Below are 25,489 nucleotides of genomic sequence, written 5' to 3' on the forward strand. Positions count from 1 at the left end.
GGGCACACGTACGGCGGTCCCCCATCGACATTTACTTGGACGTCCTAGTAAATTCGGGGGTATGGACGCTGACGCCATCGAGGAGGGCCGCCGTCGCTGGCAGGCCCGTTACGACGCCTCCCGCACCCGCGACGCCGACTTCAGCACGCTCTCCGGCGACCCCGTGGACCCGGTCTACGGGCCCCGGCCCGGCGACACCTACGAGGGCTTCGAACGGATCGGCTGGCCGGGGGAGTACCCCTTCACCCGCGGCCTGTACCCGACCGGCTACCGCGGGCGGACGTGGACGATCCGGCAGTTCGCCGGGTTCGGCAACGCCGAGCAGACCAACGAGCGCTACAAGATGATCCTCGCCAACGGCGGCGGGGGACTGTCGGTCGCGTTCGACATGCCCACGCTCATGGGCCGCGACTCCGACGACCCGCGCTCGCTCGGCGAGGTCGGGCACTGCGGTGTGGCGATCGACTCGGCGGCCGACATGGAGGTCCTCTTCAAGGACATCCCGCTCGGCGACGTGACGACGTCCATGACGATCAGCGGGCCCGCCGTGCCCGTCTTCTGCATGTACCTGGTCGCCGCCGAGCGGCAGGGCGTGGACCCGGGCGTCCTCAACGGCACCTTGCAGACGGACATCTTCAAGGAGTACATCGCGCAGAAGGAGTGGCTCTTCCAGCCCGAGCCGCATCTGCGGCTCATCGGCGACCTGATGGAGCACTGCGCCGCCCGCATCCCCGCGTACAAGCCGCTGTCCGTCTCCGGCTACCACATCCGCGAGGCCGGTTCCACGGCCGCGCAGGAGCTCGCGTACACCCTCGCGGACGGGTTCGGGTACGTCGAGCTGGGCCTCTCGCGCGGTCTGGACGTGAACGTGTTCGCCCCGGGGCTGTCCTTCTTCTTCGACGCGCACGTCGACTTCTTCGAGGAGATAGCCAAGTTCCGGGCCGCCCGGCGGATCTGGGCGCGCTGGATGCGGGACGTGTACGGGGCGACGTCGGAGAAGGCGCAGTGGCTGCGCTTCCACACGCAGACCGCCGGGGTCTCGCTGACCGCGCAGCAGCCGTACAACAACGTGGTGCGGACGGCGGTGGAGGCGCTGGCGGCGGTGCTCGGCGGCACGAACTCGCTGCACACCAACGCGCTCGACGAGACGCTGGCGCTGCCGTCCGAGCAGGCGGCGGAGATCGCGCTGCGCACGCAGCAGGTGCTGATGGAGGAGACCGGGGTCGGCAATGTGGCCGACCCGCTGGGCGGGTCCTGGTACGTCGAGCAGCTGACCGACCGGATCGAGGCGGACGCGGAGAAGATCTTCGAGCAGATCAGGGAACGGGGGCTGCGGGCGCATCCGGACGGCCGGCACCCGATCGGTCCGATCACCTCGGGGATCCTGCGCGGGATCGAGGACGGGTGGTTCACGGGGGAGATCGCGGAGTCGGCGTTCCGGTACCAGCGGGCGCTGGAGAAGGGCGACAAGCGGGTCGTGGGCGTCAACGCGCACACCGGGTCGGTCACCGGGGACCTGGAGATCCTGCGGGTCAGCCATGAGGTGGAGCGGGAGCAGGTGCGGGTGCTCGGTGAGCGGCGGGCGGCGCGGGACGATGCGGCGGTGCGGGGCGCGCTCGACGCGATGCTCGCGGCGGCGCGGGGTGGGTCGAACATGGTCGAGCCCATGCTGGACGCGGTGCGGGCGGAGGCGACGCTGGGCGAGATCTGCGACGCGCTCCGCGAGGAATGGGGCGTCTACACGGAACCCCCGGGCTTCTGACGGCCCGAAGGGGCGAGGGGCTGTGTCTCTGCACGGCTCCGCCGCGGGGGCGCCCCGCAAGGGGCGCGGGGCTGTGTTGTCTGCGCGGCTCCGCCGCGGGGGCGCGGGCGACTGTGCGCCCCGTTAGGGGCGCGGGGAACTGCGCGAGCAACCACGACGTAGCTGCACTCGCCGAACATCGCCCGCCCCCCGAGCTCTTGGGCGCTCCGCGCCCCCCGGGTGGTGCCCCGTTCACACCCCCGCCAGGCCCTCCAGCAGCAGTCTCGTGAACGCCGACGCCCACGCCGCGTCCGCCGGCTGGCCGCTCACCAGCGTGCGGTGGACCACCGCCCCCGCCACCACGTCGAAGATGAGATCCGCCGCCCGCGCCGCCGCCCCCGCGTCCGGTTCCGCGGGGAGTTCGCCGCGGGCCGTCGCGCGGGCCCGCCCCTCCACCACCAGCCGCTTCTGCCGCTCCACGATCGACGTCCGGATCCGCTCCCGCAGCGGCGCGTCCCGCGTGGCCTCGGCGACCACCGCCATCAGCGCCGTCTTGGTCTCCGGCCGGTCCAGGATCGCGGCGAACTGCCGCACCACGCCCTCGACGTCCGCCGCCAGGCTGCCCCGGTCCGGCAGTTCGAGCTCGTCGAAGAGGACGGCGACCGCGTCCACGACGAGCTCGTTCTTGCCCGCCCACCGCCGGTACAGCGTGGTCTTCGCCACGCCCGCCCGCGTCGCCACGTCGCCGAGGGTCAGCCGGGACCAGCCCAGGTCGACCAGTGCCGCCCGCGTCGCCTCGAGGATCGCGGCGTCCGCGGCGGCGCTGCGGGGGCGCCCGGCGGGACGGGACGCGGAGGGGTGTTCGGGCATGTCAGTGACCATATCCGGCCGCTCGGCGGCCGGTATGCGTCAGTGTTGTGAAGTCGTGAGGGAGATCACCGGAAGAGGGCTCACGGCCGCCCCGCACCCCGGTTACGCTACGAGCCGTAGCGAAAAGCGACGACCACGGCGCCGGGTGGGGACCCGGCGTACTGCGCCGGGTGGGGACCCGGCGCACCCGCGCACGATCCCCCCGGATCGGACGCGGGGACCACGCGTGTGCGCGGAAGGGGGAGGATGTACTCATGCAGCCACGGAACATGTCCATGAGCGGAGTCGTCGACCTCGCCGCGGTGAAGGCGGCCCAGGAGGCCAAGGCGAAGGCGGAGCAGGCGCGCGCCGAAGCCGCCCGGCGGGGCGACACGGGGGCGGTGTCCCCCGCGGACCTGGTGCTCGACGTCGACGAGGCCGGGTTCGAACGTGACGTACTGCAGCGCTCCACCGAGGTACCCGTCGTCATCGACTTCTGGGCCGAGTGGTGCGAGCCCTGCAAGCAGTTGAGCCCGGTCCTGGAGCGGCTGGCCGTCGAGTACAACGGCCGGTTCCTGCTCGCCAAGGTCGATGTCGACGCCAACCAGATGCTGATGCAGCAGTTCGGCATCCAGGGCATCCCGGCGGTCTTCGCCGTCGTCGCCGGCCAGGCGCTGCCCCTGTTCCAGGGCGCGGCGGGCGAGCAGCAGATCCGGGAAACCCTTGACCAGCTCGTCCAGGTCGCCGAGCAGCGGTTCGGGCTGACGGGGCTGACCGTCGACCCGGACGCGGTGCCCGGCGGGCGCCCGGCCGACGCGGAGGCCCCGGCCGGCCCGTACGACGCCCTGCTGGAGGCCGCCGTCAGCGCCCTGGACTCGGGCGACCTGGCGGGCGCCGTGGCGGCGTACAAGAACGTGCTGAGCGACGATCCCGGCAACCCTGAGGCGAAGCTGGGCCTCGCGCAGGCCGAGCTGCTCCAGCGGGTGCAGGGTCTGGACCCGCAGAAGGTGCGTCAGGAGGCCGCCGAGAAGCCCTCTGACGTGGCCGCGCAGATCGCCGCCGCCGACTTGGATCTGGTGGGCGGTCATGTGGAGGACGCCTTCGGCCGGCTGACCGACACGGTGCGCCGCACGGCCGGTGACGACCGGGACGCGGTGCGGGTGCGGCTCCTCGAACTGTTCGAGGTCGTCGGGGCCGAGGACCCCCGGGTGACGATGGCGCGCAGGGCGCTCGCCCGGGCCCTGTTCTGACCGGTTTACGCGTCTTGCTGATGACCTGTCGCTAAACATCGGGTGCTGTGATGCCCCGGTGAAAATTCGCCGACCGAGTGGCGCAGGCGGCCGCGCTTTGCCAAAACTTGGCAATCGCGGCCGCTGTTACTCCGAGTAAATCGACCTTGTTGGTCTGTCGGTGTCTGTCCGTACTTCAACCAGTTCGTCGCCCCGCTTTGTGCCACCGAGCGTCGCCGTCCGGCGCCGTCGCGTCGTGGCGCGGTTATCCCGCCGTTACTAGCGAGTAACGAACCCCCTTGCGGGGGCGGCCGGAATGCACCACGATCGGCGACGCTCGGTCCAATGCCGTACCCCGCAGCCAGCCGGGTCGCGGAGCGTCTTGGGTCCCCACCGGGCAGGGGCCGGCGACAGTGACGCCGGTTCCTGGACAGGGGGGTCTCCGCCGTCCGGTGGAGCCTGTCCGGCAGGTTGTGCGTGATGCGTGTCAGGCGCGACCAGTGGTTGTCGCTCGGGGGTGATCGCCGGTGATCCGGGCGCGGTCCGTGCCCGGCGCCACGGGCGCTCTCCTTACCGAGGACGTAGCACTTCTCCCATCCCTGCCCGGGCTCGGCCGCCTACTCGGGGGCAGCCGGGGTCAGGAGATGTACGTCCGAGAAGGAGGAAATGATGGAGTCCCAGGTGCGTGGCGGGACCAGATGGAAGCGGTTCGCTGTGGTCATGGTGCCCAGCGTGGCCGCTGCCGCAGCTATCGGTGTGAGTCTGGCCCAGGGCGCGCTGGCCGCGTCCTTCAGCGTGTCCGGCCAGGAGTTCAAGGTGCGGGCCGGCCACCTCGAGGGTCAGGGCTTCGCGCAGTACGGCGGCGTCGACAGCGGTTACACGACGACCGAGGGCAAGGAAAAGACGGTCCACCCCGTCGCGATCTCGTCGTTCAAGAACGCCGAAATCACGAACATGTGCCAGTCGGTCAAGACGACGATCCCGCTCATCGGGAAGACGTTCTACCTCCGACTGGAAGCCGGGCCCGACGCGAACCACAAGGTGGAGGCCAAGAACCTCTACATCGATGTGGCCCAGCTCGACGCCGATGCGACGTTCAAGAACATCGACATCGGCGTGGCCGTCAAGGACCAGACCAAGGGTCCTGCCGTCAAGAGCGGTGAGAACGCGCTGCCGGGCGGCTTCGCCCAGCAGGCGACCTCGGCCGACCTGACGGACGTCAAGCAGACGGCCTGGGCGACCACGGCCGGCACCTTCAAGCTCAGCGGCCTGAAGATGCGGCTCGGCACGGACGCCGACATGGAGTGCTTCTGACGGCTCCCGCGGCACGGGTGCCTTGGGGCAACTGAGGCATCGAGGGGGTGGGGAGGCCCCGGCTTCCCCACCCCGGTTCCCGGCCGGCGCCGCGCTCCGGGCATCCTTGCACCCTTCGACTTCCGGCTTACCGTCCCCATGGCCGAGCCGGTACGTACCTCCACCGGACCCAGGGAGCTGTTTTCCATGAGTGCCGAGACCCCGGTCCGACGCGACGGGACCTTCACCCGGATGCGTCTGGGCTTCCGCGCCTGGCGGGGCAGCCGGCCTTTCTGGGCGGGCCTTCTCACCGCGCTCGGCGGAGTGCCGATCGCCTACTTCCCGTATGCCACGCTCAAGCTGGGCACCATGTCGGTCACCATGTCGACGACGGCGGGCTCCGCCTCACTGATCATCGGTGTGCTGCTGGTCACGCTGGGGCTGACGATGTGGTTCCAGAAGGCCACCCGGGTCTTCGCCGGAGTCGCGGCGATCATCCTGGGCCTGGTGTCCCTGGTGGTGTCCAACATCGGCGGGTTCGTGGTCGGCTTCCTGCTGGCGATGCTCGGCGGCGCCCTGGCCATCTCCTGGGTGCCCAGCAAGGCCAAGCCCGAGCGGGCCAAGGCCGAGCCGGACGCCGGGCAGCAGGACCCGGGCGGCGAGGCCGCCGTCCCGCCCGCCGTACCCGCCGCCGACGAGCCGGGGACGCCGCACGCCTCCGCCGACGGCCCGGCGGCGCCGTACACCCCGCGTCCGCCGCACTCTTCCGCCGGCGAGGGCACCCCGGACGCCCACGGCTTCGAGGACCAGGACGGGGGGTACCGTGTCCGCTGACGAGGCGCGCGACATCGCCGCGCCCCCGAGAACCGGGCCGCGCCACGCGGCCCCGAGGAAGCCGCTGTTCACCCGCTTCCACGTGCCGGCCGGCAAGGCGATAGCGCTGGCGGCGATGCCGACGGCGGTCCTCATGGGGATGGGGCTCACGCCGACGCTCGCCACCGCCGACGACCAGCCGTCGCCCTCCAAGACCCTGTCGGCCGAGGAGTACAAGGACTGCGTGGACGCACTGGCCTCCGCGTCGGCCTCGCCGTCCGCGTCGGAATCGGCCAAGGACAAGGCCGAGGCCGAGGACAAGGACACCGAGTCGGGGAAGGCGGACGAGAAGACGGGCTCGTCGTCCTCCGACGACTCGAAGGGTTCCACGTCCGACGGCTCGAAGGGCTCCTCGGATTCGGCGGACACGTCGGGCTCCGGATCCTCCGGTTCCTCGTCGACATCGAACTCCGACTCGGGCTCCTCCTCGTCCTCCTCGTCCTCTTCCTCGGATTCAGGTTCCGAGGACAAGGGCGCGGGCGACGACAAGAGCGAGCCGTCCGCCTCTCCCTCCGCCTCCGCGAGCGGCGGTGGCGGGCTGCTGCAGGGCATCGGCGACGCCCTGAAGGACATCCTCACCCCGGGCGACGACGCCGCGGACTCCGGCGACACCTCGTCGGCCACCCCGGACCCCTCGGCGTCCAAGACGGCCGACGACGCCGCCGCCAAGGCGAAGGAGACCACCAAGAAGGTCACCGACACGGCCGGGGACGCCGTCAAGGACGTCACCGACACGGCGACCGAGGCGGCGGGGGACGCGGCTCAGAAGGCCACCGAGAAGGCCAAGGAGGCGGCGGAGGAGGCCACGTCCTCGCCGTCCCCCTCCAGCTCGGCCGACCCCAGCCCGTCCGCCTCCGCGAGCGACGGCACCGACCCGGACGACTGCCCGGTGGCCACCGACGCCGAGGGCGGCGTCGACAACCAGGTGCTCCTCCCCGACGACCCCTGGCACCTCCAGGCCAGCTCGCTGACGCTGAAGGGCGCCGACTACAAGGGCATCGTCGAGGTCAGGACCGCCGACGGCACCACCAAGAAGGTCCTCAAGTACGTCATCTCCGCCGGCACCGACATCGGCGACCTGCACCAGACGGTGCTCGACCCGCGGACCGGCACGACGCACCACGTCCAGGCCGCCAAGGGCTCGATCTCGACCATCACCGACGGCGACACCGTCATGTACACCGAGAGCATCTCCGGCAATCTGCTCGGCCTCATCCCGATCACGTTCGACCCGGAGCACCCGCCGCCGCTGAACATCCCGCTGATCTACTTCACCCACGTCGAGGTCGTCCAGGCCGGCCAGTTCGGCGGCACCCTGCACATCCCCGGTCTGCACCAGTACACGACCGACGGCTGACCCACCGACCCCCCCCGGGAGCCGCAACGGACTGTGGCCCGGTATCCGCCGGTGAGGCGGGTACCGGGCCACAGCCCTGCTGTCCTGTGCGCGCCCCCCGGCGCGGTGCGGCTAGCCGCGGTCCCCCTCGCCCAGGTGGAGCACGCGCACCATGTTGGTGGTGCCGGAGACGCCGGGCGGGGAGCCGGCGGTGACGATCACGATGTCACCGGCGTTGAACCGCTTGAGCCGGATCATCTCCTGGTCGACCAGGTCGACCATCTCGTCCGTGGTGTTCACGAACGGCACCACGTGCGACTCCACGCCCCAGCTCAGCGCGAGCTGGTTGCGTGTCGACTCGTCGGTGGTGAAGGCCAGGATCGGCTGGGCCGCGCGGTAGCGGGAGAGCCGGCGGGCGGTGTCGCCGGACTGGGTGAAGGCCACCAGCCCCTTGCCGCCCAGGAAGTCGGCGATCTCGGCGGCCGCACGGGCCACCGAACCGCCCTGCGTGCGCGGCTTCTTGCCCGGGACCAGCGGCTGAAGCCCCTTGGAGAGCAGTTCCTCCTCGGCCGCGGCGACGATCTTCGACATCGTCTTGACCGTCTCGACCGGGTACGCGCCCACGCTCGACTCGGCCGACAGCATCACCGCGTCCGCGCCGTCCAGGATCGCGTTGGCCACGTCGGACGCCTCGGCGCGGGTGGGCCGGGAGTTGGTGATCATCGACTCCATCATCTGGGTCGCCACGATCACCGGCTTGGCGTTGCGGCGGCACAGCTCGATGAGCCGCTTCTGCACCATCGGGACCTTCTCCAGCGGGTACTCCACGGCAAGGTCGCCGCGGGCCACCATCACGCCGTCGAAGGCCATCACGACGGCCTCCATGTTCGCCACCGCCTGCGGCTTCTCGACCTTGGCGACGACGGGGACCCGGCGGCCCTCCTCGTCCATGACCCGGTGCACGTCCTTGACGTCGTCGGCGTCGCGCACGAAGGAGAGCGCCACCAGGTCGCAGCCCATGCGCAGCGCGAAGCGCAGGTCGTCGATGTCCTTCTCGGACAGCGCCGGGACGTTCACCGCCGCGCCGGGCAGGTTGATGCCCTTGTGGTCGGAGATGACACCGCCCTCGATGACGATGCTGCGCACCCGGGGGCCCTCGACGTCCAGGACCTTCAGCTCGACGTTGCCGTCGTTGATCAGGATCTGGTCGCCCTTGGAGACGTCGCCGGGCAGGCCCTTGTACGTCGTGCCGCAGATCGACTTGTCGCCCGGCACGTCCTCGGTGGTGATGGTGAACTCGTCACCGCGCACCAGCTCGACCGGGCCCTCGGCGAAGGTCTCCAGCCGGATCTTCGGGCCCTGGAGGTCGGCGAGGACACCGATGGCCCTGCCCGTCTCCTGGGAGGCGGCGCGGACGCGGTCGTAACGCCCCTGGTGCTCGGCGTGCGAACCGTGGCTGAAGTTGAAGCGGGCCACGTTCATGCCGGCCTCGATCAGCGCGACGAGCTGCTCGTGGGAGTCGACCGCGGGGCCGAGAGTACAGACGATTTTCGAACGGCGCATGGGGCGATCCTATCGGTTTGTTTCGCTACGGAATATTCCGTCGGGCGGAAGCTACAAATGCGCGGGTTGCCGCTCAGGTGTGGTCCTCCAGGGCGGTCCCGTCCGCGACCAATGCGTAGGTCTGGGTGGCGATTTCCATCTCCTCGTCGGTGGGTACGACGGCGACGGCGACCCGCGCGGAGTCCGGCGAGATCAGCCGCGCCTCCCCGGAGCGCACCGCGTTGCGCTCCTCGTCGACCGCCAGGCCGAAGACGTCCAGGCCCTCGATCGCGGCCCGCCGCACCGCCGCCGCGTTCTCGCCCACGCCCGCGGTGAAGGCCACCGCGTCCACCCGCCCGAGCACCGCGCAGTACGCGCCGATGTACTTCCGCAGCCGGTGGACGTAGAGGTCGAAGGCGAGCCGCGCCTGCGCGTCGCCCGCGTCGATCCGCCGCTGGATCTCCCGCATGTCGTTGTCGCCGCAGAGACCGAACAGTCCGCTCCGCTTGTTCAGGAGCGTGTCGATCTCGTCCATGGACATCCCGCCCACCCGCCGCAGATGGAAGATGACCGCGGGGTCCATGTCGCCCGAGCGGGTACCCATCACCAGCCCCTCCAAAGGCGTCAGCCCCATGGAGGTGTCCACGCACACCCCGCCCCGCACGGCCGAGGCAGACGCCCCGTTGCCCAGGTGCAGCACGATCACGTTGACGTCCTCGGGCGCCCTGTCCAGCAGCTTCGCGGCGGCCCGGGAGACGTAGGCGTGCGAGGTGCCGTGGAAGCCGTAGCGGCGCACCCGGAACCGGTCGGCGATCTTGGTGTCGATCGCGTAGCGGGCGGCGTGCTCCGGCATCGTCGTGTGGAACGCGGTGTCGAACACGGCGACCTGCGGCAGGTCCGGGCGCAGCCCCAGGGCGGTGCGGATGCCGGTGAGGTTGGCCGGGTTGTGCAGCGGCGCCACCGGGATCAGCCGTTCGATCTCGGTGAGCACGGCGTCGTCGATCACGGTGGGCTCGGTGAAGAACATCCCGCCGTGCACCACGCGGTGCCCGATCGCGGCCAGGTCGGGGGAGTCCAGGCCGAGGCCGTCGGCGGCGAGCTCCTCGGCGACGGCGCCGAGCGCGGCCTCGTGGTCGGCGATCGGCCCGCTGCGCTCACGGGTGGCGTCCGCGTCGCCCTCCGTGGCGAGCCGGGTGTGCTTGAGGTGGGAGGTCTGCTCGCCGATGCGCTCCACCAGGCCGACGGCGAGCCGGCTGCGGTCGCGCATGTCCAGGAGCTGGTACTTCACCGACGAGGAGCCGGAGTTGAGGACGAGGACGCGGGTCGCGTTCGAGGAAGCTGTCTCGGTCCTGGGGGCTGTCGCGGTCACGGGGGCTGATGCTCTCTGTCGAAGGTGGCGGGGGAGTGGCGGTGAGGTGGCGAACGGCGGCCGGCGTGTGCCGGGACCCGGAGCCGCCCGGATCCGCCGGGCCGTCGGGCTCAGTTCGCCGGGGTCTGCGCCTGGATCGCGGTGATGGCGACGGTGTTCACGATGTCGCCGACCAAGGCCCCGCGGGACAGGTCGTTGACCGGCTTGCGCAGCCCCTGGAGGACCGGTCCGACGGCGATCGCGCCGGCCGAGCGCTGCACGGCCTTGTAGGTGTTGTTGCCGGTGTTCAGGTCCGGGAAGATCAGCACCGTCGCCTGCCCGGCCACCTCGGATCCGGGCAGCTTGGTCGCCGCGACCGAGGGCTCCACCGCGGCGTCGTACTGGATCGGCCCCTCGATCCGCAGATCGGGCCGGCGCGCGCGGACCAGCTCGGTCGCCTCGCGCACCTTGTCGACGTCCGCGCCGGAGCCCGAGCTGCCGGTGGAGTACGACAGCATCGCGATCCGCGGCGACACGCCGAACCGCGCGGCCGTGGCCGCCGACTGCGTGGCGATGTCGGCCAGCTGCTCGGCGTCGGGATCGGGGTTGACCGCGCAGTCGCCGTAGACCAGCACCTTGTCGGCCAGGCACATGAAGAACACCGACGAGACGATCGAGGCGTCCGGCCGCGTCTTGATGATCTCGAACGCGGGCCGGATCGTCGCCGCCGTGGAGTGCACGGACCCCGACACCATCCCGTCGGCCAGCCCCTCCTGCACCATCAGGGTGCCGAAGTAGTTGACGTCCGAGACGACGTCGTACGCCAGCTCGACCGTGACCCCCTTGTGGGCGCGCACGGCGGCGTACCGCTGGGCGAAGGACTCCCGCAGCTCGGAGGTGGCCGGATCGATCAGCAGTGCGTCGCCGAGGTCGACGCCGAGGTCGGCGGCCTTCTTGCGGATCGCGTCCACCGGGCCGAGCAGCGTCAGGTCGCACACGCCCCGGCGCAGCAGCACCTCGGCAGCGTGCAGCACCCGCTCCTCGGTGCCCTCCGGGAGCACGACCCGGCGCTTGTCGGAGCGGGCCTGTTCGAGCAGCTCGTGTTCGAACATCATCGGCGTGACCCGGCCGGTGCTCGGCGCCGAGACCCGGGTGAGCAGGTCGGCGGTGTCGACATGCCGTTCGAACAGACCGAGCGCGGTCTCCGCCTTGCGCGGGGTGGCCGCGTTCAGCTTGCCCTCCAGGGAGAACAGCTCGGCGGCGGTGGGGAAGCTGCCGCCGGGCACGGAGAGCACCGGGGTGCCGGGCGCGAGGCGGGCGGCCAGGGTGAGGATCTCCGGACTCGGCACCTCGTTCAGGGTGAGCAGCACGCCCGCGATCGGCGGGGTGCCGGCGCTGTGCGCGGCGAGCGCCCCGACGACCAGGTCCGCGCGGTCCCCCGGCGTGACGACCAGGCAGCCCGGGGTCAGCGCGGGCAGCAGGTTCGGCAGCATGGCGCCGCCGAAGACGAAGTCGAGCGCGTCCCGGGCCAGCCCCGAGTCGTCGCCCAGCACCACCGTGGCGCCGAGCGCCTGCGTGATCTGCGCGACGGTCGGCGCGGACAGCGCGGGCTCGTCGGGCAGCACGTAGCCGGGCACCGGGAGCAGCGGGCCGAGCCGCTCCGCGATGAGGTCGCGGTCGGCCCGGTCCACCCGGTTGGCCACCATGGCGAGCACGTCGCAGCCCAGGCCCTGGTAGGCGCGGTGGGCGTTGCGGGTCTCGGCGAGCACGGACTCGGCGGACTGCCCCCGGCCGCCGACCACGGGTATCACCGGCGCGCCGAACTCGTTGGCGAGCCGGGCGTTGAGCGCCAGCTCGTCCGGGAGCTGCGTGGCGGCGAAGTCGGTGCCGAGGACGAGGACGACGTCGTAGTCCCGGGCGACCCGGTGGAACCGGTCGACGAGCGTGGAGACCAGCTCGTCCGTGCCGCGCTCGGCCTGGAGCGCGGACGCCTCGTGGTAGTCCATGCCGTAGACGGTCGCCGCGTCCTGGGCGAGCCGGTAGCGGGAGCGCAGCAGCTCGAACATGCGGTCGGGGCCGTCGTGGACGAGTGGCCGGAACACGCCCACCCGGTCGACCCGGCGGGTCAGCAGCTCCATGACCCCCAGTTCGACGACCTGGCGGCCGTCGCCGCGGTCGATCCCGGTCACGTACACGCTGCGCGTCACGCGTGCGCTCCTTCTCGGTTGCGTCGGTCGGTCGGACTGTGGGGTGGGGCTGTGTGGTGTGCCTCCGCCGGTGTGCGCAGAAGCCTCTTGACAGTACCCCCGGGGCTGGATAAGGCGCCCGTCAGTACGGGTGACGGGGCTGCGCGCATCGGGTGAACCGGAGGCGCGCCGCAGCGTGTCGTGGGGCGTGAAACAATCGAGGTGGCTCACAGGTACCGAAGCGAGCAGGAGACACAGCACGATGCGCATCGGAGTTCTCACCGCCGGCGGCGACTGTCCGGGGCTGAACGCAGTGATCCGGTCGGTCGTGCACCGGGCGGTCGCACAGTACGACGACGAGGTGATCGGCTTCGAGGACGGCTACGCAGGCCTCCTTGACGGCCACTACCGCACCCTCGACCTCAACGCCGTCAGCGGCATCCTGGCCCGCGGCGGCACGATCCTCGGCTCCTCCCGCCTGGAGCGCGACCGGCTGCGCGAGGCCTGCGAGAACGCCTCCGACATGATCCACGAGTTCGGCATCGACGCGCTCATCCCGATCGGCGGCGAAGGCACGCTGACGGCCGCCCGGATGCTGTCGGACGCGGGGCTGCCGGTCGTGGGCGTGCCCAAGACGATCGACAACGACATCTCCTCGACCGACCGCACGTTCGGCTTCGACACGGCCGTCGGCGTCGCCACCGAGGCGATGGACCGGCTGAAGACCACCGCCGAGTCCCACCAGCGGGTCATGGTCGTCGAGGTCATGGGCCGGCACGCGGGCTGGATCGCCCTGGAGTCCGGCATGGCCGCCGGCGCCCACGGCATCTGCCTGCCCGAGCGGGCCTTCGACCCGGCCGACCTGGTCAAGATGGTCGAGGAGCGGTTCGCGCGCGGCAAGAAGTTCGCGGTGATCTGCGTCGCCGAGGGCGCGCACCCGGTGGACGGCTCGATGGACTACGGCCACGGCGAGATCGACAAGTTCGGCCACGAGCGGTTCCAGGGCATCGGGACGGCACTGGCGTACGAGCTGGAGCGCCGGCTCGGCAAGGAGGCCAAGCCGGTCATCCTCGGTCACGTCCAGCGCGGCGGCGTGCCGACGGCGTACGACCGCGTCCTCGCGACGCGCTTCGGCTGGCACGCGGTGGAGGCGGCTCACCGGGGCGAGTTCGGCCGCATGACGTCCCTGCGCGGCACGGACATCATCATGGTCCCCCTGGCCCAGGCGGTAACGGAACTGAAGACGGTCCCGAAGGACCGGATGGAAGAGGCGGAGTCGGTGTTCTAGGGGGACGGTGTTCTGGGTGGGGCGGGAGCGCGCCGTTGGGGGCGCCCCCGTCAGGGGCGCGGGGAACTGCGCGAGAAGTCCCCACCCACCCGCACCCTCGTACGCCCCTGATCCGCCCGAGCTCGACCGGGGTTGTAGGGGCGGAGCCCCTAAGGGATGGGACGGGTAGGGGCGGCGGGGGCGAAGACCCCCTACCCCCGCCCCACCATCTCCCAGAACACCCCCACCACCCGCTCGAGAAACTCCCGCCCCGCGTCCCCGGACGCCGTCGCCGCCACCCCCGCGAACCCCCCAGCCACCGGCGTCGGCACCAACTCCCCCCGATACGACGCATGCATCTCCGCCAGCACCTCCTCAATCACCCGCCGATGCAGCGGCACCACCTTCCCCACCTGCCGCACATACCCCTGCCACCGCGTAGTGACAGCCCCCCGCAACAGCTCCGCGAGCCGCGCCTCCCGCCCCGTCACGGTGACGAAGTCCGGCAGCGACAGCTCCAGCACGTCGGCCAGCGCCGCCGACTGCCGGTCGGTGCCGCGCCACTCACCCGCCTCCTCCATCCGTACGTACGCGACCAGTTCGACCCCGACTGCATGTGCGACGTCCTCCGGCGCGAGCCCCCGTGCCACGCGGTGCTCGCGCAACGTCCGCGGCGCGCCGACGAGTTCGCCGGGCGCGCACCACAGGACGCCGGCGAGGGCGACGAGTTCGGAGGAGGTGGGGGTGGCGTCCCCGTGCTCCCAGGCGATCACGAGGTCGGGGGTGACGTACGGCAGCCCGAACGAGGCGCGCATGCCGTAGGCGACGTGTTCGGGGGCCATGCCGAGGGCTGCGCGGAGGCGGCGGGCGGCGAGGGCGTCGAAGGGGGGAGTGGGGGGCGGGGGCTGCGGGACGTGTGGTCGGTGCGGCACGGGGCCAACGTAGGGGTTCGGGGCTGCGGTGACTACGTTCTGTTCGGCCACACTCACGGATTGTAGGAAGCTACGGTTCGGGGGGCGCCGTGACGTTTTTTCGCCCCCGCCGCCCCTACCCGTCCCATCCCTTAGGGGCTCCGCCCCTACAACCCCGGTCGAGCTCGGGTGGGTGGGGTTGAGTGGGGAGTGCGGGTGGGTGGGTGGTTGCTCGCGCCCACCGCGGCGGAGCCGCGCAGACAACACAGCCCCGCGCCCCTTACGGGGCGCCCTGTCACCGGTTCAGCAGTGCCTCCAGCGCTGCCCCCGTCGCCGGATGGCTGGCCATCAGTGTTGCCGCGCCGGCGGGCGACGGCGCCTCCGTCGGTGGCCAGTTCTGCTCGCAGCCCAGCAGGCGCGCCACCGCGTCCGTGGTGGACCGGTGGGTGCGGAGCAGTGCGCTGCCGGACGGGCGTGCCGTCGGCTGCGCCGGCGACGCGGCCGGGGCCGCTCGCCACGGGGGGACCCATGTGTCGAGCTCCGCCAGCCGCCCCGGGAAGATCCGCCCGGCCTCGCGGATCAGCAGCGGGGCCGGACCGGCCCCGCCCGCCCGCAGTGACGTGATCAGCGTCGGCAGCCACGGCAGCAGCACCGCGTCCGGCAGCCGCCCGAACGCGTGGGACACCGACTCCACCACGAAGTCCGCGAGCTGCGGCACCGGCTCCAGCGCGTGCAGGAACCCGCTCAGATAGCGCGGGTAGGACGGCACCACCAGCGGGTTGCCCAGCAGCTCGTCGCACCGCCGCCGCAGTTCCGCCCGCGACAGCCGGCCCAGATGCACCTGTGCCGCCCACAGCAGCGCCACCTTCGCCGGCTCCTCCGGATGCGACTGCGCGACCGCCAGCTCCAGCTGCGTCCGGTCGCAGCCCAGCGACAGCGCGAGCCCCTCCATGCCGAACAGGAAGCCCAGCGTCGCCGCGACCTGCTCCACCGTCGCTTCCTCGTCGGTGAACGCCGTCGGCAGCAGCGTGCAGTAGTGGGCGTAACCGGTCCGGACGAAGGACTCCACCCACCCCGGCAGCTCCGGCACGCTGGTGCGGTAGTACGCGAGCAGCCGCCGCACCCGGCGCAGCACTTCCGGTGCCCCGTCGACGCTGCGCTCGGTCGCCAGGACCTCCAGCGCCCGCGTGCCCAGCTCGTCGGCGAGGCGGCGGCTGCCCAGGTACAGCACCGCGTCCTCGACCGCCCCCAGCACCGTCGCCGTCGTCGCCCGCGGTGCGTACGCCGTGCGCCGCAGCCGCTGCTCCAGCACCTGTTCGATGCTGACGCCCTCGTAGCCGAGCTCGATCAGGGACCGCTGGTGGGTGCCGAGCGCCAGGTCCCAGGACTCCTGCAACGACCGTTCGCCCAGCGTCCGTTCGCCCATGATCGGGCGGGCGGCGCCCTGCGGCATCAGATACCGCAGCATCCACAGCACGTCGGAGCAGCGCGCCAGCTCGGGCCGGCCCGCGATGTCCAGCAACGCCCGCTGCACACCCCGCTGTTGCAGCTTCATGCCGAGCGGTGCGAGCCGGTCGTGGACGTCGCGGGCGAGCGGCGGCAGGGCGTCGTAGCCGACCTGTCCGATCCGGTCGCCGCCCATCATGATCTCGACGAGCCGCCGCACGTCGCGCCGCCCCGGCACCCGGTCCTTCTCGATGCACGTGACGGCCGCGTCCTGGAAGTCGTACGGCGTGGGCTTGGCCCGGTCGCGCATCCCGGCCAGCAGGATCGACGTCTCGAACACGGCGATGGCGTCGGCCGTGGAGGCGAGGTAGCCGCTCCGGCGCGCGGCCCGCACGATCTCCACCGACCAGCCGAGCAGCTCCGCCTCGTCCACGCCGTCGAGCACGGGCGGTCGTCTCAGGAAGCCCGAGAGCCGGTCCGGCGCCGGGTCTCCGACCGTGGCCGGGGGGAGCGCGGGCGCCGGCTTCGCGGCCGCCTTCTTCTTCGCCCCCGCCTGCCCGGCCAGCCGGTACGGCTTCACTTTCGTCCGCCGGACGTTCTTCGCCCACTCCGTCGCCGCGATCGACACCGAACCGGCCGCGAGCCCGAACTGCGCCTCGATCGCCGCATGGCTGGACGGGATCAGCCCGTGCTGCCAGGTGCTGCCGCTCGGCGGGCTGATCCGATACGTGTCGGTGCCGTCGACCCCGAACTCCGCGACCCTGCTGGCCGCGTGGAAGGCCCCGCACACGTAGAGGCAGTCCGCCGGGTCCGTGCCGGTCGCGGACAGGTGCTCCCGCATCCGGGTCCACATGTACCGCTCGCGGTCCTCGTCCACCCGCACCCGCCCGGCGTCCCCGGGCGCCAGCCGCCGGAACAGGCTGCCGATCAGCAGCATCACCTGACGGTAGGTGTCGTGGTCGGCGGCGGCGTCGCCGAGCGGCACCTCGACGTACTGATGCCACCACTCCGACCAGTGCCGCACCCGCCCGTGCCGCAGCAGATGCTCCTCCAGCTCCGCGAACCGGGGCCGCAGATCGCCGATCTCCACGCCGACCGCGTCACCGTGCAACGCGGCCTCCTCCTCGGCCGACGGCGCGTCCGGGTCCGCGGGCCCGGGCTCCGCGCCGTCGCCGTCCGGCGTCTCGCGCGCCTGCCACTGGAAGACGTGGTCCGAGGAGCGGTCGACGAGGACCAGCTCGACACCCGGCGTGTCCAGCGCGTACGCGATCGCCTGGTACTCCGCCGACGCCTCGGTGATCGGCGCGACCACCGACAGCGGCGCCCACTCGACCGGCAGCCCCGCCACCTCACTGGCGAACGCCTGCACCGCCACCGGCAGGCGGCAGTTGCGCAACTCGGTCAGCAGCGGCGCCATGTCCTCGCACAGCTCCAGGTACACCACCTTCGGCTGCTTCTCCCGCAGCCGTCGCGCCATCGCCAGCGCCGAGGCGGGCGAGTGGTGGCAGACGGGGAAGATCTCCAGCGGCTCGCGCACCGCCCGGTCCACGTCGTCGACGATGCCGAGCAGGATGCCCTCCAGCGCGCCCGGCCCGTCGGCGAACTCCGTGGCCGCCTCGTGGAGTTGCGCGCGCAGTGCCCCGAACGGGCCCTTCGCCGCCACCGTCGCCGTCCCGGCGCCTGCGGTCTCCGCCGCGCTCACGACAGGGTCGCGATCGCGTCGCGGCCGCCCTCGAGGAACTCCGGCCAGGAGCCGCCCTCCTCCGTGCTGCGCGGCTCGACCACGCCGTGCAGGTACTTGTTGAGGATGGCCAGGTCCTCCGGCGCGCGCCGGGCCAGCGACCCGACCAGCGAGGAGGCGAGCGTACGGGCGCTCAGCGCGCTCTCGCCGAAGAAGTTGCTGTGCAGGATCGCGTCCTCCAGCACGCCGATCTGCTCGGCCGTGGACAGCGCCGACTCCAGCTTCTCGTCGTCGCTGCCGGCCGCGGCGGCCGAGGCCCGCAGGTCGGCGAAGCTGCGCAGCAGCACGTCCAGCAGCGTGGGCGGCACGTCCAGCTCTATCCGGTGCCGGCGCAGCAGCTCCTCGGTGCGGAAGCGGACGATCTCCGCCTCGCTCTTCTTGTTGGTCACCACCGGGATGCGGACGAAGTTGAAGCGGCGCTTGAGCGCGGACGACAGGTCGTTGACGCCCCGGTCGCGGCTGTTGGCGGTCGCGATGACGGAGAAGCCGGGCCTGGCGAAGACGATGTTGTCGCTGTCGTTGTCACTGCCCAGCTCGGGGACCGAGATGTACTTCTCGGACAGGATCGAGATGAGCGCGTCCTGCACGTCACTGGTGGAGCGGGTGAGCTCCTCGAAGCGGCCGATCGCGCCGGTCTCCATCGCCGTCATGATCGGGGAGGGGATCATCGACTCCCGGGACTGCCCCTTGGCGATCACCATGGAGACGTTCCACGAGTACTTGATGTGGTCCTCCGTGGTGCCGGCCGTGCCCTGCACCACCAGCGTGGAGTTGCGGGAGATCGCCGCGGACAGCAGCTCGGCCAGCCAGCTCTTGCCGGTGCCGGGGTCGCCGATCAGCAGCAGCCCGCGGTCCGAGGCCAGCGTCACGATGGACCGCTCGACGAAGCTGCGGTCGCCGAACCACTTCTGCGTCACCTCCCGGTCCAGGCCGTCGGCGCGCTCGGAACCGAGGATGAACAGGCGGACCATCTTGGGCGACAGCCGCCAGGAGAACGGCTTGGGGCCGTCGTCGACCGACTCCAGCCAGTCCAGCTCCTCGGCGTACTTGATCTCGGCGGGGGCGCGCAACAGGTCGGACATGATGAGCCTTTCGGAACGTGTGTGAGCAAGTGGGTGAAGAGCGAAGAGCGAAGAGCGAAGAGCGAAGAGCGGGGAAGGCGCAGGGCCGACTCAGGTCAGGAACGCCTTCAGCTCGTGCACGAGCTTGCGGATGTGACCGGAGAGCACCGGCGTCCCCAGGTCCTTGAACCGCTCCCGGAACCACGGGTTGACGCTGCCGCGCCCCGAGCTGGTCACCGAGCCGACCGGGATGAACTTGGCCCCGGAACGGTGGATCGCGGCCATCGACTCGAACAGCGGCTCGGTCTGCCACTCGTAGAAGTCGGATATCCAGACGACGACGGTGTTGCGCGGCTCCGCGATCTTCGGCTGGGCCAGCGCCATCGCGACCGTGCCGTCCGTCCCGCCGCCCAGGTTGGTGCGCAGCAGGGTCTCGAAGGGGTCGTGCACCCAGGGGGTGAGATCGAGCGCCTGGGTGTCGTACGCGATCAGATGGACGTCGACCTTGGGCAGCCCGGCGAAGATCGACGCCAGGATGGTGCAGTTGACCATGGAGTCGACCATCGAACCCGACTGGTCCACCACCACGATCAGCCGCTGCGGCGTCGTCTTGCGGGCGGTGTGCCGGTAGTAGAGGCGGTCGACGTAGAGCCGCTCCTCCTCCGGGTCCCAGTTGGTCAGGTTCTTCCAGATCGTGCGGTCCAGGTCCAGGTTGCGGTAGACCCGCTTCGGCGGGACCGACCGGTCCAGGGCGCCGACCGTGGCCTTCTCCACCTGGGTGCGCAGCACCTCGGCGACCTCGTCGACGAAGCGGCGGATCAGCGCCTTGGCGTTGGCCAGGGCGACGCCGGACAGGTTGTCCTTGTCCCGCAGGAGCTGCTCCATCAGCGACATGCTCGGCGTCAGCTGCGAGGCCAGCCTGGGGTCGGCGAGCACCTCGCGCAGCCGCATCCGCTTGACGAGGTCGGCCTCGATGGCGCCCAGTTCCGGGCCGATGGCCGGAATGAGCGTGCTCAGGTCGGGTGTCGGGGCGCCGAAGCCGGTGCCGGTCGGGCTGACGCCACCCGGACTCGATCCGGCCGGGCGTCCGCCGCCGCCCCGCAGTCCGCCGGGCGCGCAGCCCAGCGCGCGCTCCAGCCAGCCCGCGTCGGCCTGCCAGCGCGCCAGCTGCCCGGCGGTGACCGTCCCGGAGCCGGCGGAGAAGACGTTGAGCAGCACCTTGGACACCAGCGCCGCGCGCCGCACCTCGGCCGCCCGGTCCCGCCCGCCGTCGCCCTCGGCGGCGTCGGCGTTGTCGGGCTCGGGCACCATCAACCGGTCGAACTCGTCGGCCAGTTCGGGGTGGCGCTGCACGACCGAGTCGACGGACGCCTTCGGGTCGAGCAGCGCGGGCGGCAGCCCGATGTCCTTGACGACGGCGAGGCTCGACGACTCCAGCGCGGGCTGCTCCTCGGGGTCGAACAGCTGGGCGAGCAGCCGCCAGTAGAGCACCTGACGGCGGGTCTCGTGCGGGTTCGCCTCCGGGGCTTCGGGGGCGGTCGTTCCGACGACGGGCTCAGCGGCGTCGGTGGTGCCGGCCACGGCGGTGGGTTCGGTCACGGCGGCGGTTTCGGTCGTCCCGGCGGTCTCGTTCGGCTCGGTCATTTGCGCAGCAGCCTTCCGGCGCGCTCGCGCAGGACCGTCACCGCGTCCGTCGCCGCCTTCTCCGCCTTGATCCCGGCCTTGTCGGTGGTGCCGCCCGCCCACGCCCCCGCGTGCACGGCGACGGGCTTCTTCCGTACGGTCGTCTCGACGGCCAGCGGCTGGAGCCGGAACCGTCCGGCGTCCCAGCGCAGCAGCGCGATGCACGCGTGCGACGCCGCCACGGCCTCCGGGGTGAGCGGCCCGGCATCCGGCACGCGGTCGGTGTCGACGACGAGACGGTGACCGGCGACGGTGAACGTCAGGACCCCGCTGTCCTTGTCCCGCTCGCTCTCATAGCCCTCCAGGAACACCGGTTCCGCGAGCCGCGCGGGGTGCCGGTCCAGCGGCGCCGTCGCCGCGGCGCCCGCGGTGGGCAGGGCGACGCGGGCGGTGGCGAAGGCGTCGGCGGGCTCGCCCCGGCGGGCGTATTCCTCGCCCCACACCAGGTCGCCCTCGTCGGTGACCGGCATGTCGGTGACGTCCATCGCACGGCCCTCGCCGACCGCCGCCAGCAGCGACAGGTGCGGGCGCAGCAACTGCCAGACGCCGGCCCCGACGACCGTGTCGGGCTTCGGCACCGAGACCCCGGCCCGCACCAGGCGGGGCGCCGAGCCGTCGGCGGGCTCCAGGATCGCGTGCACCTGGGCCTGTGCGGCCGTCGCGTGTTCGTGCAGGTCGACGCCGAGCGGCAGCAGCCGGCCGGTGACCGTGCCGGACGGGGCCGCGCCGGCGGCGCCGGGCACGGTCAGCAGCATCGCCCGCGACCACAGGTCGCCCCAGCGGCGCTCGGGCACCCGCTCCAGGGCGGCGCCCGGGCAGGAGGCGGCGAGCTCGAACGCCAGTCCGTCCAGCAGCGTCGCCAGGCGGCGCAGCGACGGCTCCGGGAGCATCGCGGAGACGACGGGGGCGGCGCCCGCGACCACGTCGTGGTCGAGGTTGCGCCAGCCCGTGCGGGCCAGGTCGCAGAGCCAGGAGCGGGCGGCGACCAGCAGGTTCGCCGGCTGCGGCGCGGCGGGCGACGGTTCCGGGGCCGCGTCGTGCGGACGGCCGGTCAACTCCTCGCCGCGGGCCGTCAGCGCGTCGTGGACGGAGCCGAGGAGTGCCGTGCGGGCGGCGGCGAGGGCGGTGAAGTGGTCCTCGCCGGCGGCGCCGGCCGCGGCCTTCTCGGCCGCCTCCGTGGTCCGGGCGGCCAGCGGCGAGGCGGCCAGGGCGGCGGCGAAGGTCTGCAGATCGGCGGCCTGGGTGGGCGTCGGGCGCAGCAGGCCGCCGACGAGGGCACGGTCCAGGGCGGCGACGGCGTCCAGGGCGTCGTCCAGGCCGGGGACGGGGGCGCCGAGAAGGGTGGCGTCCGGGTCAGCGTCCTCGGGGCCGGTGTCCGTGGCGGGTGCCGTTCCCCTGGTGGGCGGGAACCAGTGCATCTCCGGGGACGGGGTGGTGCTGGGCGGGAGTTCCAGGTAGGCGAGGTGGCGCAGGAAGCGGCTGAAGACGGAGGCGGCGGCCTTGTCGGCGGCCGGCTGGGGCCGGGTCGCGCTCATCTCGGCGGCGATGCTCGCCGCCGTCGGCTCCTCGCCGGTGTCGGTGGGGTCCAGGCGGAGGTAGCGGGCGACGCGGGTGGGGCCGTACTGGAGTACGGCCTCCTTGATCAGGGCCAGGATGTGGTTGCAGAAGCCGCCGCGGGCGCCGCCGCAGGGGCGGTTGTTGTTGGTGCTGCAGGCGTATGCGTAGGTGCCGGTGGCGACCGACGAGACGTAGACCCGTTCGATGTCCGAGCCGCTGGAGACGACGCCCTGGAGGCGGCCGTCGGCCAGTTCGACGAACGGGACCTTGGCGAGTTTGCGTGGCCGGGCGGGTGGGGTCACCCGGGCCGTGCTTGCCGTTTCCCACTCCGACAACGCGTCATCTCCTTTTCGGTGCGTGGGGGTTGCTGCCGGGGGGTGTGTGCGGGCATGCCTCGGTGACCCCCCTCGCGGCAGAACCGCGGTACGGGAATGAAGCTAGCGGGGGGTACTGACAATGGGGGTCGGTGCGGGTGGGGTGCGGCTGGGTGGGGGTGCGCGTTCGGGGGGTTCGCCCCCGCCGCCCCTACCCTTCCCATCCCCCAGGGGCTCCGCCCCTTCGACCCCGGGGGACTTGGGGTGGGTGGGACGGACGCGGGAGAGCTCGGGCGGGCGGGGTTGTAGGGCGAGTGCGGGCGCGTTTGGCGTCTCGCGCAGTTCCCCGCGCCCCTGGGCGGTGGGTGGTGCTGCCTGGCTTTCGGGTGCGGGTGCGTCTCGGTCGCCCGCGCAGTTCCCCGCGCCCCAGCGGGGCGCACCAGTCCAGCCACGACTTACCCGCGCCCAAAAACCGGCAGTCACCACCCCCCACCTAGGGGCGCGGGGAACTGCGCGAGCAACCACGATCCACCCGCACTCGAAGAACCGGCAGTCACCAGCCCCACCCAGGTCCGCGGGACTGTAACGATCGGCGGCTCCGCCGCGTGGGCGCGACAAGCCGCCTTCCCCCCCGTACCCGAAGAACCGGCCGTAGGCCGAGCCCTCCGCATGGGGTGACTTACCGCGTCCAGCGGTAGATGAGTTCCGGGCGGCCCACTTGGCCGTACTGGGGGCTTCGGGTGGCGCGGCCCGCGCCGACCAGGTGTTCCAGGTATCGCCGCGCCGTGATCCGCGAGATCCCCACCGTCTCCGCGAGCCCCGCCGCGGTGAGCCCCTCCGGCGCCGCCTCCCGCAACGTCTTCGTGACGCGCTCCAGCGTCGGACCGCTCAACCCCTTCGGCAGCGCCGCCGGCCCCGGCGCGCGCAGCGCGGCCAGCGCGCGGTCCACCTCGTCCTGCCCGCTCGCCTCGCCCACCGTCGCGTGGAACTCCGCGTACCGCACCAACCGGTCCCGCAGCGTCGCGAAGGTGAACGGTTTCAGCACGTACTGCACCACCCCCAGCGACACCCCCTCCCGCACCACCGCCAGATCCCGCGCGGAGGTCACCGCTATGACGTCCGCATGGTGCCCCGCCGCCCGCAGCGAGCGGGCGAGCTGCAACCCGTGCACGTCCGGCAGGTGGAGGTCGAGCAGGAGCAGATCCACCGGCATCCGGTCCAGCGCGCGCCGCGCCTCCGCACCGGTGTGCGCCTTCCCGACCGCGACGAACCCCGGCACCCGTCCGACGTACATCACATGCGCGTCCGCCGCGACGGGATCGTCCTCCACGACCAGCACCCGGATCACCTCGGCCCCGCCGACCCCAGCCGTGCCCGTCACGCGCCCTCACCTCCCGCCGAAGCCGCACCGCCAGGCGCCCCCGAGGCCGCCCCCGCGGCCGCCCCCACCGTAGGCAACGGCAGCCGCGCCTCGAACTCCGCCCCGCCCCCGTCCGCCCGTGCCACCGACAGCCGGCCCGCGTGCCGCTGCACGGTCTGGCGCACCAGGGCGAGCCCCAGGCCGCGTCCGCCGGGACCGGCCGGCTTGGTCGACCAGCCGCGCCGGAACACCGTCTCCACGTGCTCCGGATCCACCCCGGCCCCCGTGTCCGCGACCCGCAGCACCAGCGCGGGTCCGTCCGTGTCGTCGGTGTGTGCCGTCACGGTCACCCGCGCGCCCACCGAGCCCTGCGCCGCGTCGACCGCGTTGTCGATCAGGTTGCCGAGGATCGTCACCAGGTCGCGGGGCGGCAGGGACGGCGGCAGGAGCCCGTCGTCGATGCCGCTGTCCTCGCTGACCACCAGCTCCACGCCCCGCTCGTTGGCCAGCGCCGCCTTGCCGAGCAGCAGTGCGGCGAGCACCGGCTCGCTGACGGCGGCGACGACCTGGTCGGTCAGTTCCTGGGCCAGCTCCAGCTCGGCGGTGGCGAAGTCGACGGCCTCCTCCGCGCGGCCCAGCTCGATCAGCGAGACCACCGTGTGCAGCCGGTTGGCCGCCTCGTGCGCCTGCGAGCGCAGCGCCAGCGTGAAGCCGCGCTCGGAGTCCAGCTCGCCCATGAGCGACTGCAGCTCGGTGACGTCCCGCAGGGTCACCACCGTGCCCCGGCGCTCCCCGCCGGAGACGGGGGAGGTGTTCACCGCCAGCACCCGGTCGGCCGTCAGATGGATCTCGTCCACCCGTGGCTGCGACGACAGCAGTACCCCCGTCAGCGGCGCCGGCAGCCCCAGCTCGGCCACCGACCGCCCCACCACCTCGCCGCGCACCCCGAGCAGCTCCCGCCCGCCGTCGTTGATGAGTGCCACCCGGTACTGCCCGTCCAGCATCAGCAGCCCCTCGCGCACCGCGTGCAGCGCCGCCTCGTGGTAGTCGTGCATCCGGCTCAGCTCGGCGGCGTTCATCCCGTGGGTGGAGCGCCGCAGCCGCGCGTTGATCACATAGGTGCCGACGGCACCCAGTGCCAACGCCCCGCCGGCCGCGCCGGCGAGCGCGGTGACCTGGTCGTGGATGCGCTGCGAGATCGCCTCCACCCGTATCCCGGCGCTGACCAGGCCGACGATCTCGCCGTGGTCCCGGATCGGGGTGACGGCCCGTACGGACAGCCCGAGGGTGCCCTTGTACGTCTCGGTGAAGGTGTGCCCCGCGAGCGCCGGGGCGGTGTTGCCGACGAACTTCCGTCCGATCAGGTCCGGGGTGGGGTGGGTCCAGCGGATGGCCTGCGGATTCATGATCGTCACGAAGTCCACGCCGGTGTGCCGCTGGACGCGCAGCGCGTACGGCTGGAGCGTGCTCGACGGGTCCGGGGTGCGGATCGCCGCCCGCACCGAGGGGGAGTCGGCGACCGAGCGGGTCACGGCGAGCGCCTGCCGGGTCGCCGCCTCCGTGGCCTGATCCCGATCACTGAGGTAGGTGAAGAGCGCGTAGCCGCCGACCAGCACCGCGACCAGTACCGCCTGCATGGCGAAGAGCTGCCCGGCCAGGCTGCGGGGCCTGGGAAGGCGGGCGAGCACGCCGTTGAGAGTGGCTGGAAGGGGCATGCCGCCAGTGTGCCTCTCGGTGTAAGCGTGAACTAAA

17 protein-coding genes and 1 pseudogene are annotated in these 25,489 nt (G+C 72.3%); 6 read left to right on the forward strand and 12 right to left on the reverse strand.

Translation table 11 applies throughout. From position 1 onward, the window contains the following. The first annotated feature begins 61 nt into the window (after window positions 1-61). Complete coding sequence (locus OIE12_RS23015) at window positions 62-1,762, forward strand: acyl-CoA mutase large subunit family protein (RefSeq protein WP_329138277.1); 1,701 nt, start codon at window positions 62-64, stop codon at window positions 1,760-1,762. A 231-nt stretch (window positions 1,763-1,993) separates the two neighbouring features. On the opposite strand, the gene OIE12_RS23020 is transcribed toward OIE12_RS23015, so the two are convergent. Then, window positions 1,994-2,611, reverse strand: a complete 618-nt coding sequence (locus tag OIE12_RS23020) for a TetR/AcrR family transcriptional regulator (RefSeq protein WP_329138279.1) — start codon at window positions 2,609-2,611, stop codon at window positions 1,994-1,996. 254 nt (window positions 2,612-2,865) lie between these two features. Here OIE12_RS23020 and OIE12_RS23025 point away from each other — a divergent pair, with 254 nt between their 5' ends. The 4 genes from OIE12_RS23025 to OIE12_RS23040 all read left to right on the forward strand — a co-directional run bounded on the left by OIE12_RS23025 (window position 2,866) and on the right by OIE12_RS23040 (window position 7,342). Then, window positions 2,866-3,840: a tetratricopeptide repeat protein gene (locus OIE12_RS23025; protein ID WP_329138281.1), complete on the forward strand. Its 975-nt coding sequence runs from the start codon at window positions 2,866-2,868 to the stop codon at window positions 3,838-3,840. A 699-nt stretch (window positions 3,841-4,539) separates the two neighbouring features. After that, the gene (locus OIE12_RS23030) at window positions 4,540-5,133 is read left to right on the forward strand and encodes a DUF6230 family protein (protein ID WP_329138282.1); all 594 of its coding nucleotides are present in this window, start codon (window positions 4,540-4,542) and stop codon (window positions 5,131-5,133) included. A 186-nt stretch (window positions 5,134-5,319) separates the two neighbouring features. After that, window positions 5,320-5,946 carry a DUF6114 domain-containing protein gene (locus tag OIE12_RS23035; RefSeq protein ID WP_329138284.1) on the forward strand — a complete coding sequence of 209 codons (627 nt, stop codon included), beginning with the start codon at window positions 5,320-5,322 and terminating at the stop codon, window positions 5,944-5,946. Further along, complete coding sequence (locus tag OIE12_RS23040; protein ID WP_329138286.1) at window positions 5,936-7,342, forward strand: hypothetical protein; 1,407 nt, start codon at window positions 5,936-5,938, stop codon at window positions 7,340-7,342. The genes OIE12_RS23035 and OIE12_RS23040 overlap by 11 nt, the downstream gene beginning before the upstream one ends. A gap of 111 nt (window positions 7,343-7,453) precedes the next feature. Here OIE12_RS23040 and pyk read toward each other — a convergent pair whose 3' ends face one another. From pyk to pta, 3 genes are all read right to left on the reverse strand, one after another. Beyond that, window positions 7,454-8,884: a pyruvate kinase gene (gene pyk / locus OIE12_RS23045; protein WP_329138288.1), complete on the reverse strand. Its 1,431-nt coding sequence runs from the start codon at window positions 8,882-8,884 to the stop codon at window positions 7,454-7,456. Between the two features lie 73 nt (window positions 8,885-8,957). Beyond that, the gene (locus OIE12_RS23050) at window positions 8,958-10,232 is read right to left on the reverse strand and encodes an acetate kinase (RefSeq protein WP_329138290.1); all 1,275 of its coding nucleotides are present in this window, start codon (window positions 10,230-10,232) and stop codon (window positions 8,958-8,960) included. 110 nt (window positions 10,233-10,342) lie between these two features. Continuing rightward, on the reverse strand, window positions 10,343-12,418 hold the full coding sequence (gene pta / locus OIE12_RS23055) for a phosphate acetyltransferase (RefSeq protein WP_329138292.1): 2,076 nt from the start codon (window positions 12,416-12,418) through the stop codon (window positions 10,343-10,345). A gap of 241 nt (window positions 12,419-12,659) precedes the next feature. Here pta and OIE12_RS23060 point away from each other — a divergent pair, with 241 nt between their 5' ends. After that, window positions 12,660-13,685 carry an ATP-dependent 6-phosphofructokinase gene (locus tag OIE12_RS23060; protein ID WP_329138294.1) on the forward strand — a complete coding sequence of 342 codons (1,026 nt, stop codon included), beginning with the start codon at window positions 12,660-12,662 and terminating at the stop codon, window positions 13,683-13,685. A gap of 191 nt (window positions 13,686-13,876) precedes the next feature. Here OIE12_RS23060 and OIE12_RS23065 read toward each other — a convergent pair whose 3' ends face one another. The 8 genes and pseudogenes from OIE12_RS23065 to OIE12_RS23100 form a co-directional block, all read right to left on the reverse strand. Next, the gene (locus OIE12_RS23065; protein ID WP_329138296.1) at window positions 13,877-14,596 is read right to left on the reverse strand and encodes a helix-turn-helix domain-containing protein; all 720 of its coding nucleotides are present in this window, start codon (window positions 14,594-14,596) and stop codon (window positions 13,877-13,879) included. Window positions 14,597-14,870: 274 nt separating this feature from the next. Next, entirely contained in the window at window positions 14,871-17,723 is a 2,853-nt protein-coding gene (locus OIE12_RS23070) for a hypothetical protein (protein ID WP_443053889.1), read from the reverse strand. Then, window positions 17,720-18,844 (reverse strand): ATP-binding protein, encoded by a 1,125-nt coding sequence (locus OIE12_RS23075; RefSeq protein ID WP_329138298.1) that lies wholly within the window; start codon window positions 18,842-18,844, stop codon window positions 17,720-17,722. Before OIE12_RS23075 ends, OIE12_RS23070 begins: the two co-directional genes overlap by 4 nt. A 90-nt stretch (window positions 18,845-18,934) precedes the next feature. Next, window positions 18,935-20,467 carry a VWA domain-containing protein gene (locus tag OIE12_RS23080; RefSeq protein WP_329138300.1) on the reverse strand — a complete coding sequence of 511 codons (1,533 nt, stop codon included), beginning with the start codon at window positions 20,465-20,467 and terminating at the stop codon, window positions 18,935-18,937. After that, window positions 20,464-21,822 (reverse strand): hypothetical protein, encoded by a 1,359-nt coding sequence (locus OIE12_RS23085; RefSeq protein WP_329142149.1) that lies wholly within the window; start codon window positions 21,820-21,822, stop codon window positions 20,464-20,466. Before OIE12_RS23085 ends, OIE12_RS23080 begins: the two co-directional genes overlap by 4 nt. 69 nt (window positions 21,823-21,891) lie before the next feature. Next, window positions 21,892-22,398 (reverse strand): annotated as a pseudogene (locus OIE12_RS23090) (hypothetical protein); the annotation flags it as partial. 658 nt (window positions 22,399-23,056) lie between these two features. Further along, window positions 23,057-23,758 carry a response regulator gene (locus OIE12_RS23095; RefSeq protein ID WP_329138302.1) on the reverse strand — a complete coding sequence of 234 codons (702 nt, stop codon included), beginning with the start codon at window positions 23,756-23,758 and terminating at the stop codon, window positions 23,057-23,059. Then, a complete protein-coding gene (locus tag OIE12_RS23100) occupies window positions 23,755-25,452 on the reverse strand; it encodes a sensor histidine kinase (RefSeq protein WP_329138304.1) in 1,698 nt (565 codons plus the stop codon). Before OIE12_RS23100 ends, OIE12_RS23095 begins: the two co-directional genes overlap by 4 nt. Window positions 25,453-25,489 lie beyond the last annotated feature (37 nt).

The sequence above is a fragment of the Streptomyces sp. NBC_00670 genome (assembly GCF_036226765.1).
GTDB lineage: Bacteria > Actinomycetota > Actinomycetes > Streptomycetales > Streptomycetaceae > Streptomyces.

Excerpts from the sequence above, each read along its gene's own strand:
- OIE12_RS23015 (WP_329138277.1), top strand. The coding sequence starts at position 62 with ATGGACGCTGACGCCATCGAGGAGGGCCGCCGTCGCTGGCAGGCCCGT.
- OIE12_RS23020 (WP_329138279.1), bottom strand. The coding sequence starts at position 2,611 with ATGCCCGAACACCCCTCCGCGTCCCGTCCCGCCGGGCGCCCCCGCAGC.
- OIE12_RS23025 (WP_329138281.1), top strand. The coding sequence starts at position 2,866 with ATGCAGCCACGGAACATGTCCATGAGCGGAGTCGTCGACCTCGCCGCG.
- OIE12_RS23030 (WP_329138282.1), top strand. The coding sequence starts at position 4,540 with ATGGTGCCCAGCGTGGCCGCTGCCGCAGCTATCGGTGTGAGTCTGGCC.
- OIE12_RS23035 (WP_329138284.1), top strand. The coding sequence starts at position 5,320 with ATGAGTGCCGAGACCCCGGTCCGACGCGACGGGACCTTCACCCGGATG.
- pyk (WP_329138288.1), bottom strand. The coding sequence starts at position 8,884 with ATGCGCCGTTCGAAAATCGTCTGTACTCTCGGCCCCGCGGTCGACTCC.
- OIE12_RS23060 (WP_329138294.1), top strand. The coding sequence starts at position 12,660 with ATGCGCATCGGAGTTCTCACCGCCGGCGGCGACTGTCCGGGGCTGAAC.
- OIE12_RS23075 (WP_329138298.1), bottom strand. The coding sequence starts at position 18,844 with ATGTCCGACCTGTTGCGCGCCCCCGCCGAGATCAAGTACGCCGAGGAG.
- OIE12_RS23080 (WP_329138300.1), bottom strand. The coding sequence starts at position 20,467 with ATGACCGAGCCGAACGAGACCGCCGGGACGACCGAAACCGCCGCCGTG.
- OIE12_RS23100 (WP_329138304.1), bottom strand. The coding sequence starts at position 25,452 with ATGCCCCTTCCAGCCACTCTCAACGGCGTGCTCGCCCGCCTTCCCAGG.